At 59.9% G+C, this 11,399-nt stretch carries 9 protein-coding genes; 2 read left to right on the top strand and 7 right to left on the bottom strand.

The window, feature by feature from the left end:
• Positions 1–46 precede the first annotated feature (46 nt).
• Positions 47–622 carry an LON peptidase substrate-binding domain-containing protein gene (locus tag GTQ55_RS05120; protein ID WP_161857768.1) on the bottom strand — a complete coding sequence of 192 codons (576 nt, stop codon included), beginning with the start codon at positions 620–622 and terminating at the stop codon, positions 47–49.
• A 148-nt stretch (positions 623–770) separates the two neighbouring features.
• Here GTQ55_RS05120 and ypfJ point away from each other — a divergent pair, with 148 nt between their 5' ends.
• Complete coding sequence (gene ypfJ, locus GTQ55_RS05115) at positions 771–1,682, top strand: KPN_02809 family neutral zinc metallopeptidase (protein WP_161857767.1); 912 nt, start codon at positions 771–773, stop codon at positions 1,680–1,682.
• A 122-nt stretch (positions 1,683–1,804) separates the two neighbouring features.
• The gene (locus tag GTQ55_RS05110) at positions 1,805–2,086 is read left to right on the top strand and encodes a peptidylprolyl isomerase (RefSeq protein ID WP_161857766.1); all 282 of its coding nucleotides are present in this window, start codon (positions 1,805–1,807) and stop codon (positions 2,084–2,086) included.
• A 214-nt stretch (positions 2,087–2,300) separates the two neighbouring features.
• On the opposite strand, the gene GTQ55_RS05105 is transcribed toward GTQ55_RS05110, so the two are convergent.
• From GTQ55_RS05105 to mreC, 6 genes are all read right to left on the bottom strand, one after another.
• On the bottom strand, positions 2,301–3,140 hold the full coding sequence (locus GTQ55_RS05105; RefSeq protein WP_161857765.1) for a hypothetical protein: 840 nt from the start codon (positions 3,138–3,140) through the stop codon (positions 2,301–2,303).
• A gap of 111 nt (positions 3,141–3,251) precedes the next feature.
• Positions 3,252–7,580 carry a YhdP family protein gene (locus GTQ55_RS05100; RefSeq protein WP_161857764.1) on the bottom strand — a complete coding sequence of 1,443 codons (4,329 nt, stop codon included), beginning with the start codon at positions 7,578–7,580 and terminating at the stop codon, positions 3,252–3,254.
• Between the two features lie 66 nt (positions 7,581–7,646).
• Entirely contained in the window at positions 7,647–9,134 is a 1,488-nt protein-coding gene (gene rng / locus GTQ55_RS05095; protein ID WP_161857763.1) for a ribonuclease G, read from the bottom strand.
• 12 nt (positions 9,135–9,146) lie between these two features.
• On the bottom strand, positions 9,147–9,773 hold the full coding sequence (locus GTQ55_RS05090) for a Maf family protein (protein ID WP_161857762.1): 627 nt from the start codon (positions 9,771–9,773) through the stop codon (positions 9,147–9,149).
• A 138-nt stretch (positions 9,774–9,911) separates the two neighbouring features.
• On the bottom strand, positions 9,912–10,391 hold the full coding sequence (gene mreD, locus GTQ55_RS05085) for a rod shape-determining protein MreD (RefSeq protein ID WP_161857761.1): 480 nt from the start codon (positions 10,389–10,391) through the stop codon (positions 9,912–9,914).
• A gap of 3 nt (positions 10,392–10,394) precedes the next feature.
• Positions 10,395–11,234: a rod shape-determining protein MreC gene (gene mreC, locus GTQ55_RS05080; RefSeq protein ID WP_237567831.1), complete on the bottom strand. Its 840-nt coding sequence runs from the start codon at positions 11,232–11,234 to the stop codon at positions 10,395–10,397.
• Between the last annotated feature and the right edge of the window lie 165 nt (positions 11,235–11,399).

Here is an 11,399-nt window from a genome sequence, read left to right as displayed (position 1 = left end):
ACCGTATTTGCCAGCGGTCGCATTGTTCAGCGGCGCGGTAGCGCGACTACTCTTTCGCCCAGCGGTCCAGGTTCGAGGCAATGCTCGCCAGCCGCTCCAGAGGGTCGTGACTGGCCAGTAGCTCCACCCGCGCGGCATCTTCCAGAGGCAGCAGCTGGGCCAGCTGCCAGGACAGCGCTTCGGCGGTTTCTACCGGTTCGAATTTCAGCGCCAGGGTGGCGGCGTGCTGTTTGAGTTCGTTCAATATCGCCAGCAGGCCATCGCAACTCTCCGGCACCGGGTGCGACTCCTCCTCGGGCAACCATTCCACTTCCGCCATCAACAACCCATCTTCCTCAGGAAAGGTTTCCAGCACGCGGAAGCGGGACTCACCAGCCACATCGATATGCAGCAACCCCTCCTCGCCCTGACTCCAGTCCACAATGCGTACATACAGCCCCAGCGGCCACACTTCGGCCTGCCCGACTTCCCGGCCATTGCGAATCAACGCCACACCAAAGCCAGTGTCGGTCTTCAGTGACTCGGTAACCAGGCGCAGGTAGCGCTGTTCAAATATCCGTAACGGCAGCGTTACACCGGGAAACAGCGCCATGTTCAGAGGAAATAGAGGTATCAACGACAAGGTTTCGGCTCACTTGTTGGTTGGGTAAGCGACAAAGATACCATCGGTATCCCGCCACCAAGGATAATCTACCGCGTATCAAACAAAAAATTGCGCCATCTGTTCTATGCTGAAAGCAATACGCGGATGTGAATCGAGAGGTAGTCCGATGCGCTGGCGCCAGGGTCGTAGAAGTTCGAATGTGGAAGATCGCCGTGGGGAAAAAGCGCCCGGTGGTGGCGGCATGGGCGGGCTGGGCAACTTGCTTGCCCTCGCGCCCTTTTTACTGCGCAGCAAGAAGGGCTGGCTAATCCTGCTGGCGCTCGGCGCCATCTACTATTTCGGCGGCAACCTTTTTAGCGGGATGCCGGGTACGGAGTCTCCCAGCGCTGGTCCCGATGCGCAGACAGGGCCGGGGACCGCAGGTGCGGGCGCTAACGACGAAGTGGCGCAGTTTGTCTCTGTGGTGCTGGCGGATACCGAGGATACCTGGGGCAACTTATTCCAGCAGGCAGGCTCCCAATACGGCCCACCCAAGCTGGTGCTGTACAACGATGCGGTGCGCTCCGCCTGCGGCCTGAGTTCCGCCGCGGTTGGCCCGTTTTATTGCCCCGGCGACCAGAAGGTATATCTCGACCTGAGCTTTATGAACGAACTCAAGAAGCTTGGAGCGCCGGGTGACTTTGCATTTGCCTATGTGATCGCCCATGAGGTTGGTCACCATGTACAGAACCTGATGGGCACCTCGGAAAAGATACAGCAGGCGCGTATGCGTGCGGACAAGGTAACGTCCAACCGCTTGTCGGTCATGCTGGAGCTGCAGGCGGATTGCTTCGCCGGCGTGTGGGCATTTTACGCCCACCGCGACCGCAATATGCTGGAACCCGGTGACATAGAAGAAGGCCTCCGTGCCGCTGCAGCGGTCGGCGACGACCACCTGCAACGCCGCGCCGGCCGCGCGGTATCACCGGACGCCTTCACCCACGGCAGCGCGGAACAACGCGCGTACTGGTTTAACCAGGGCTTTACGACGGGTGACGTGAACAAGTGCAATACCTTTGCGGCATTGTCCGGGCAATGACCCCGACATTTTTGCATTTATTTGTGAAACCTGAACACCGTTGCAGGCTGGCCCACCAGTTCATAACCCACTAAGCTTGCCGCTCAAGAATTTGTTTATTGCCAATAAATATGGAGACGCCCGTGCCAAGAGCAACAGCCCGCCACATCCTCGTGGAAAGCGAAGCCCAGTGTCAGGATCTGAAAAAGCAGATTGAAGATGGCGCTGATTTCGGAAAAATTGCCCAGCAATATTCCAAGTGCCCCTCGGGCCGCAATGGTGGTGACCTGGGTGAGTTCAGCCAGGGTCAGATGGTTCCGGAATTCGACAAGGTGGTTTTCAACGATGAGCTGAACAAGGTGCACGGTCCGGTGAAAACCCAGTTCGGTTATCACCTGCTGGAAGTCACCAGTCGTAGCGATTAAGCACCAAACGCCTGATATCTATTCGAAGTGTTAAAGCAAAAATTGAAGGTGCCGATGCCGGGTATCGTTTCGTGAGACCTTCTAAAACAGTGGTGTTTTAAAAGAGCCCCCAGGGATGGGTTCACGGCGTGTCTCACGAAACTATACCCGGCAGCGGTACCGCCACCGGGCTCGAATCGGAGTTCCTCTTGCAAGGAAGGACTTGGCAGAAGGCCTACTCAGCGCTCGTCTCAGCCTGCCACTCGAACAGGTTCAATTCGATAAAGAAGAAGGCTACCAGCCACAGGAAAGCGTCCCAGAAATCCAGGAAGCTGCCGTTGATGCCCCAGTAGATGGCGCACAGCAGCAGGGTGAAATACAGCAGGCCTTTGATGACCTGGGAATAGCGCATGATGGCGTCGGACAGCTGGTGACGCAGTTGCAGCCACACATCGAACGCCAGAATAGCCACCACCAACAGCCAGGCACCGGCATTGATTACATCCACCCACGCCAGCCACTGGATCTCCCGCCAGATCGCCGCGTCTCCCAACACCTGAGCATCCGCCAAGCGCAGTAAATGCACGTCCGCCAGTGATCCGCAATTGGCCGCGGTCAGCGCCGTATAATCGTCCTGTTCCAGGACCATCGACCAACCACCGTTCGACGCCAGGTCACAGGCGCTGCCCGTCACCGGCAGCAGGTGCGTCAGCGACACCATCTCCGAGACGTAGCCGTAAAACGAATACACGATGAAGACATAACAGAACGCCGACACCGCGTTCAGCAACCACTTGGTGCCACCTTTGATCTTTTCGTCGGACAAGACCCAGGTTTCCAGCTCGAACACCAGCAGCAACAACACCCACGCCAGGGTATCGATGGAATCGTTGTAGGCCTCGATGATTTTCCCGAAGCTGACGCCGTCGGCGAACACTGTCCCCGCGGCCGCCTGGTTTTCCAGGAAAAAGGCATAGACGTTGTACGTCAGCAGGCAGTAGACGGTGTACTTGAAAATTTTGAACAGTGTAAAGCGGTTGAACGGGATACCGGCCAAAGAGACCACCTCAGACATTGGCGACGCACCTCTGATAGTGAGTTTATTGTTGGGTTGCTGTTATTATTTGTTAGTTAGCGTGTCAATATCGAATAATTATTCGGTTTTTGCAACCATTGATCGGCGAATTCAACCAGCCCCATATGGCATCGGCTTCGGTGGCGCCTGGCGGGAGGTGTCTGCAGGCAGATCCGCTGGCACGTCACCCGCGCGTTGCGCAGGTATTTCCACACCGGCGGATTCCGCTGATTGAGTATCGCGGCCTGCGGCCTTTTCCTTTTTACTCTGGGCCACGGCGCTCTGCCCTTCTCGGCCGGCGGCACCATCGTCAAACAGCTTGTCAAATCGCACTTTCGGATCCGACCACTCACCGCTGATGCGATAACTCACACTGGCCACCCGGTCCACCTGCTTCTTGAACACCTTACTGATCAGGTAGACCCCCGCCGCCGCGGGCAGCCCCCCCGCCAGCGCGGCCACGAAAGCCAGGTTGTTGCCAACCGGCAGCGTTGCCACGAGGGTCAGGTTGAGGTCTTCGCGCTGAAGGTTCACGCGACCCGCCATCTGCAGCTCGCTGGTGGGGCCTTCCACCTGGATCGGAACCGCGATCAGCAGCTCTCCGTCCCCCTCGAAATATACTTCGCCATGCACACGGTCAAAAGTCAGGCCGCTCTGCACCAGATCGGAGAAATCCAGGCGAAGGCGCCGCGCCCAGGTATCGAAATTGAACAGCGAAAGCAGGCGCAATAGCGAAGTCCCGGCGTTGTCACTGGCACGCATAAAACGGCCATTGCGGATATCGATCCGGATCTCGCCATTCAGACTGTTGGCGCTCATCATTGCCGGTGAACCCTGCCAGCGCAGCGCGGTATCAAATACTGCACTGCGGCTTTCGATTGCGGCTTCCTGCCCCCAGGCCTGCAGTACGTGCCCGAGGTTGTCGCCACTGAGGCGGCCGATAAACTGTGAAGACTCGCGACCTTGATCATCGCGCATCCACATCAACTGTGCGCCCAGACGGTTTTCTCCTTTCCCGCGGCTTTCGATGCGGATACCACGCATGGTTCCCTCGATTTCACTCACCACCAGGCGCTCTGCAGAAGGCCGCAGCTCGAATGACCAGGGCCCCATGGGTTCCTCGCCCAGCCACAAGTTTTCGGTGCTGAAGTCCACACTGGGCAGACTGGTAAAGTCAAAACCTTTCCAGCGGTCCTTAAGCCGGGCAGCGAGCGAGCCTGTATTTTCATCACTTTCTTCTGCCACCTCCTCTGCCTGCGCTTTCGGCGTCAGCGCAGGCAGCCGCAGGTGAGCCAGCTTCAGCTGCAGCGGTGTCGCCGAGTTGAGTGTACCGACGAGCTCGCCGGCCGCAGTCTCGCTGTCGAAGTCCAGTTGCCAGTCCGCTCCCAGACCGCGCCCGCGCATATGAATATTCTCGATCCTGGTGGTTTCGGAAACCTGCAACAGGTCAGTACTGAGATCGAGGGAGATCGGCAGTGGCGAATCGCCCTCACCGGTCTGGCCATCGCCCGCGCTGTCCGAAACGGTTTTGTCTGCGTCTGACAAGGCAGTTTGAGCGGCGGGCTGGCTTTTTGGACCCGGACTATCGGTGTAGATGGCCAGTGCCTTTTTCCACGGCTGCAGATCCACCACTGGCAGGTCGCCAATAACAGAGATTCCCGGAGATTTCGGCAGTTTAGCCTGTGCGTTCAACGCTATCGACGCCCGCTCCAGCTGCCCGCCGACCTGCCATATCTGCCCCTGCAAGTGCTCACCGTAACTGAGATGGTAGAGATTACCCTCATCGCCAATGGGCACCCGCAGGACAAAGCGGGATTTCTCGCCAGCGGGCTTTCCCAGCGGCGCGGGCAGGTTTACGGCCACCTGCTCCAGGTCGGAAGACAATTCCAGCACTGCCGCATAGGGTTTTTCCTTGGCTTTAGCCGGAATGGTGACGCGTGCGGTGTAATCCAGAGCACCATCCAGCCACTGTAATTCCGGCCGCCCACTCCATTCACCGATACTCTCGGTCACCGCCTCGCCGCGTACCACTACCTGGGTATCACGCGTATCGCCAGCGCCCAGGTGCTGGATGTTGGCCCGCAGCGGCTTACCCCATAAACGGCCGCGGAAACTGGAACCCTTGAGGCCGTCGCGGCTGTGGAAACGCACGTTGCCGGCCAGTTGCTCGATGTTCAGCTTGAGGTTCTGCAGGGAAAGGCTGCCCCCGGACAGTTCCAGGTCGATCTGCTGGCTGGGCTCGAATTCCGCACCGCCCAACGGCTGGCTGAGTTGCAAGGTGCCCCGCATGGCACCGTCAAGTGACCAGTCATCAAAGGCACTGCCCAGCTGCTCGCGCAGGGGAGATTCCCGCAGGATTTTCAGTCCATCGGCGGCGGGGCCCGCGAGCTCCGCACGCACGTCCAGCCGGGACCCGCCGGACTCAGGGGACAGGTGGACAGAGACATTCGCTCCATCCACATTCCACAGCCGCGCCTTGGGGGCCACCACAAGTACATCGTGATCATTGATGGTCAGATGCCCGTCGACATCTTCCGCCGCTGGCCAATCCGGCGCGTACTCGAGACTGCTGTCGCGGATATCGGCCTGCAACTGCATGGTGTGGCGGAAATCGTGCTGGCCAAGCGCCAGTAAGTCCTCGTCGTCCCCTTCCCGATAGCTGTATCCACGGTAGATAAACCCGGCGGTCGGTATACGCCCGTCGTTGTGTTTGCCCACACTCTGGTTCAGCCACTTACGCAGGTCATCGCTCACCACAGTGGGCACAAGGTTGCGCTGTTCCTCCACCGCTACATTGCGCAACCCCAGCGCGAGGGTGAAATCGGCAGCGCGGGTGTGCGGCTTAAGCGGAATCTGCAGCAGGAACTGGCCGCGAAACGCACCGGCAGCAGGTATCGCACCTGTCTCGGGATCTGCGGCCGAGTCCAGCAAAATCGGTCCCGAGTAAATGGAAACGGTGTTGTGTTCGCGATCAATATCCCAGGCCACCGTGCCGCGGGCCGCACCGAATGCAAACGGGGCCTCGTACAACTGCGGGAAGTGCGCACTGAAGCCGGTGCCACTTGCAAGCTCCACACGGCCGCCGCGACCATTCATCGACACATAGCCATTCACGCCGGTAACCGCCGGGGCGCCGCGATGTGCCCCCGCCACCACATCGTGCAGGTTGGCGGCCACGGTAAGTTCACCGTCAGTGCGTGCGAGGCGCACATTCTGCAATTCGCCCGTGGGTTCCAGGGCGTTGAGCCACTCGTCGGCTTTTTCGGGTATCAGCTCCAGTACGCGGAGCACCCGGTGCCAGGCCTGCAACTCGATCTGATCCACCGCGAGCTGCAGGTTGCCGTACTCGTCACCGCTGGCCTGCAGATTGACCTCAGGGACTTCCAGTTGCTGCCAGTTGAGCCCCAGCTCCTGCAGTACCAGCTCCCAGGAGTCCCCCGGGCGCCAGCGTCCGGAAATATTGCTGGACAGGGCATTCAGGGTTTCCAGTGCACCACTCTTTTGCGTCTGGCCCGTTGCCGCGGGATCGCCTCCGGCTTCGGGCATCTGCGCAAGGCTGAGGTCTCCGCGCAGGCTGTAGCCATTTTGGGCGTCCGAGCTGAGCCAGAGGCGACCGCCGGCGAGCTTGCGCCCCGGCCAGTAGAGCTTTTCCGGCAGAGGCGACAGCTGGTGCAACAGTCCAACAAGGTCGGCATCCACCAGCAACTCGTTCAGCTGCACATAGCCCTTGAGGGAAAAGTCTTCGCTGTTGCGGGGGTTGCCGTGGCCCTCCAGTACCAGATGCAGGCTTTCCTCACCGCTGTGCAAGCTCTCCATGGCGCCGGTAACGTAAGCACGCGCCACCAGGCGGTGAAAGTTGCCGCTGTTCTCAAGCTGTATCTCACGCAGGTCCAGATTCGCAGACTGGCCACCGGCCAGGGCCAGGCCAATACTCGCATCGCGCACCAGCACCTTTGGCCCCAGCTGGAAGATCCGTGCCGGATCACCCAGACGCAGCCCGCCCTCCCCGACTTCTACATCGCTGTCCGGAGCGCTAGCCACCAGAGGGAAACCCTGCACCTGCCAGCCACCCTCGGCGTGCTGCTGCAGCTGTGCGGAGAACCCGTCAACTTCCAGATTCTTCCAGATCAGTTCCCGGTTCCAGATGGTCGACAGCAGGTCCAGGTGAAACAGGCCTCGCTCCAGCCGCACCTGCCCCTCGGCACCAATTTTCAGGCCGTCGATCTGCAGCGCCACCTCGAGCGCCTTCCAGCGCAGGGAGATGTGTTCGAGTTGCACCGGAGCACCAAGGCGCGCGGAGAACCAGCGGCCGATTTCCGGGCTGTACTTGCCCACCTGGGGCGACAGGATGCGACCGGTCTGCACCAGAATGGCCAGAGAGATCACCACCACCACCACCAGCAACCAGAACTTGCGGGCGAACCAGCGCAACCACAGCATCAGGAGAGCCTCCCGCGACCGCAATGGCACAGGCTGTGGCCGCCGCAAGTGGCGCCAGCGTTGAACTCACACCAGTACAATGTCGTACTGCTCCTGGTTGTAGATGGGCTCTACCTGAAACTGGATCGGGCGCGCGATAAATTCTTCCAGGTCCGCCACATTGGCGGACTCCTCGTCCAGCAGCAAATCAATCACTACCTGGCTCGCCAACACCATGATTTTTTCGCTGTCGTAGGCGCGGGCCTCGCGGATGATCTCGCGGAAAATTTCATAACATACCGTTTCTGCCGTCTTCAACGTGCCGCGACCGGCACATACCGAACACGGTTCGCACAGCATCTGGCCGAGGGACTCGCGGGTGCGTTTGCGGGTCATTTCCACCAGCCCCAGCTCGGACACACCGGTGATACTGCTCTTGGCGTGGTCACGCTCCAGTGCTTTTTCCAGGGTGCGCAGAACCTGACGCTGATGCTCGGTGTCCAGCATATCGATAAAGTCGATGATGATGATTCCACCCAGGTTGCGCAGGCGCAGCTGGCGGGCGATGGCGGTGGCCGCTTCCAGATTGGTTTTGAAGATGGTTTCTTCGAGGTTGCGGTGACCGACAAACGCGCCCGTGTTGACGTCGATGGTGCTCATCGCTTCGGTCTGCTCGACGATCAGATAGCCACCAGACTTGAGGGTAACCTTGTTCTGCAGCGCCTTGCGAATCTCCTCCTCGACACCGTACAGGTCGAAAAGTGGGCGCTCGCCGGGGTAGTGTTCGATCCTGGGGGCTATTTCCGATGCGTACTTGCTGGTGAACTTGGCCGCGCGGGCGTGGGCCTCGCGGGAGTCGATACGGATCTTCTCGGTGTGCGGACGCGCGAGATCCCGCAGCGCGCGCATAAACAGTGGCAGGTCTTCGTAGATGATCGCCGGCTCTTTCTCGGATTTGATGCGCTGTTCCAGCTCAAGCCACAACTTGTATAGAAACGGGATATCCCGCAGCAGCTCTTCCTCGCTCACTCCCTCCGCCACGGTGCGCAGGATAAAGCCACCGTCACCCTTAAGCCCTTCATCCGCGAGTTTGGCTGAAGCCAGATCCACCAGATCCCGCAGGCGCTCGCGTTCACTTTCGTCTTCAATCCGGTTGGAAATGCCGATATGGCGGGTCTGGGGCATATACACCAGATAGCGGGCGGAAACCGAAAGATGCGTGGTCAGGCGGGCGCCCTTGCTGGAAATCGGGTCTTTCACCACCTGCACCACCAGCGACTGTCCCTCGCGGACCAGCGCGCGAATATCCGCCACCTCACCCTCGCGGGACTCCATACCATCTTCATCCAGAGGGGCGATATCCGAAGCATGGATAAAACCGGCCCGCTCCAGGCCGATATCCACAAACGCCGCCTGCATGCCTGGCAGCACGCGTACCACCTTGCCCTTATAGATATTGCCGACAATACCGCGGCTGGCAGTGCGCTCCAGATAGACTTCCTGCAGCACGCCGTTTTCCACCAGCGCTACGCGGGTTTCCATGGGCGCCACATTGATAAGTAATTCTTCGTTCACTGGGCGTAACTCCTAGATCATCCCTGCGTCTGCGCGCTTGTCGAATTGCCAGTAGGGGATCCCCGCGCGCTCCAGAAACTCGCCCAATGTCTCCAGCGGCAACCCGACCACATTGCTGTAACTGCCGTGAATGGACTCGACCAACACGGCACCCATCCCCTGAATACCGTAGCCACCGGCCTTGTCGGCGGGCTCTCCTGTGTTCCAGTAGCCCTCGATCAGGCGTCGATCCAACGCCCGAAACCGCACCCGCGTCTCCACCACTTCACTGAACGCGGCCTCCGCGCCGGTGAGGCAGATCGCCGTGAGTACCGAGTGTTCGCGGCCCGACATCAGGCGCATCATGCGGGCAAAATCGGTGAAATCGCGGGGTTTTTCCAGGATCTCACCATCAACCACCCCAAGGGTATCAGCTCCCAGGGACCAGGTGTTGGGATTGTCCAGCAGCGCCAGACCAGCGCGAGATTTCTCCTGTGCCAGGCGCAGCACATAGGTTTCGGGGGATTCATCCGGGAAGCGGCGCTCTTCAACGGAAGTCGCCGCAGAGGAAAAGGTCACACCGATCTGCATCAGCAGCTCCGCCCGCCGCGGCGATGCGGAAGCGAGGATCAGGCGCTGTTCTGGGTCGGAGTGTGGCACGGGCACGGCTTGTGGTTATTAATATTGTAAGTGTTGTCAGCTGAAGGCCTGATTATAGCGTCAGCGCTTGAAAAATAACCGCACTCAGCGCGGCACTTAACACTATTTTTCTGTTTCCGACTGTTAACACTCTCTTGGTCAGCGAATTCGCAGCCGGGAGGCCATGCCATGCAACCAGGGTGTCACCAGTGGCCATAACAGTGCGGTGGTCAGCGCTGGCCACAGAAACGTGAGCCCGGGAACCGGTTTGCCCGCCAGGCTGTGCACCCAGTTTCCCAGCAACTGGTGTATCCCCACCAGCACGAACACCCACATCAGTTGCTGCCCCGGGTTGAACGCCCGGGTACGCCGGTAGGTCAGCAGGCTAAAATAAGCGAGAACCGCCAGCGCCAGTGCATGTGCGCCGAGGGTTGAACCAGTAACCAGGTCCTCCACCAGGCCGACCATCCAGGCAAAGCCGACTCCCAGCTCCTGGGGCATGCGGGTGGTCCAGAAGATCACCAGCAGGGCACAGAAGGCGGGGCGAAACCAGAGCCAATTGATAGGCAACGGCATCACCGCCAGCAGCAGGGCGACAAAGACCGTCAGCAGGATAAACCAGCGATTGTGCGCATCCATGGCTTAGTCCTGAGGCTCCGGTACCGGCTCACTCTCAAGCTCAGATTCCAGACCGTCCATAAGGCCGGAGTGCTCATCATCAATAACCGCCAGCACAAAGCGACTGCGGTTCATACGTCCTCTCGGCAGCACATCCACATCCGCAAACGCCCGCCCCGGGTCACGTCGGACCGAGATGACCTCGCCCACGGGATAACCTGCGGGGAAACGGCCGCCGAGACCGGAGCTGAGCAACAGATCTCCCTCGCGGATATCACTCGTGTTGGCCAGGTGACGTAACTCCAGGCGGTAGAGATCGCCGGTCCCCTCGGCCACCGCACGCACACTGTTGCGCAGAACCTGCACTGGCAGCGCGTGGTTGGCATCGGTAATCAGCAGTACCCGGCTGGAAAAGTCTCCCGCCTCGATCACCTGCCCCAACAGGCCGCTGGCGTCCATGATCGCGGCACCCTGCCGCACACCATCGCTGCGCCCCTTGTCGATGATCACCACATGCTCGAGCGGGTCCGGGGAAACACCTATGACCTGCGCCACCAGTACCCGCTGATCCACGGTTTCGGCAGAATTCATCAGTTCTTTCAGCTGGGTGTTTTCCGCGCGCACCGCGGCGAGAAGCTGGGTCTGCTGCTCCAGCAGCATCACCTGGTGCTGCAGACGGCTGTTTTCTTCCAGCAGTTCTTCACGGGTACGCAGCTGCTCACCGGCCCAGTCGCCCACCCGCGAGGGGGTACCGGTAATCCAGTAAAAAGGCGCGGCGAAACTGGAGAGGCGCTCGCGCACCGGGTCCAGCCAGTCGGTATAGAGGTTGATCAGGATCAGCGCGGTCGCCGCCAGCCCCAGCACGATGATACGGGATTCAGGCGACGGGCCTCGGGTAAATAGCGGTTTAATGGGCGGCCCCCATTGACCAGTTCTGCAATGATATTGTTATTGGATTTGGCGCGTGTCCGTACGCAGGTGAATCGGCGGCACTCTTACTGTCCTGTACTTGCCAGAACACTCCCTGAG

The organism is Microbulbifer hydrolyticus, assembly GCF_009931115.1.
Taxonomy (GTDB): Bacteria; Pseudomonadota; Gammaproteobacteria; order Pseudomonadales; family Cellvibrionaceae; genus Microbulbifer; species Microbulbifer hydrolyticus.
Note: the sequence above shows the minus strand (reverse complement) of the source record. Positions and strands in the feature narration are given on the sequence as shown.

What these genes read in the sequence shown, in the direction of transcription:
- ypfJ (WP_161857767.1), top strand. Translation starts at nt 771, where the DNA reads ATGCGCTGGCGCCAGGGTCGTAGAAGTTCGAATGTGGAAGATCGCCGT.
- mreD (WP_161857761.1), bottom strand. Translation starts at nt 10,391, where the DNA reads ATGGATGCGCACAATCGCTGGTTTATCCTGCTGACGGTCTTTGTCGCC.
- GTQ55_RS05105 (WP_161857765.1), bottom strand. Translation starts at nt 3,140, where the DNA reads ATGTCTGAGGTGGTCTCTTTGGCCGGTATCCCGTTCAACCGCTTTACA.
- GTQ55_RS05100 (WP_161857764.1), bottom strand. Translation starts at nt 7,580, where the DNA reads ATGCTGTGGTTGCGCTGGTTCGCCCGCAAGTTCTGGTTGCTGGTGGTG.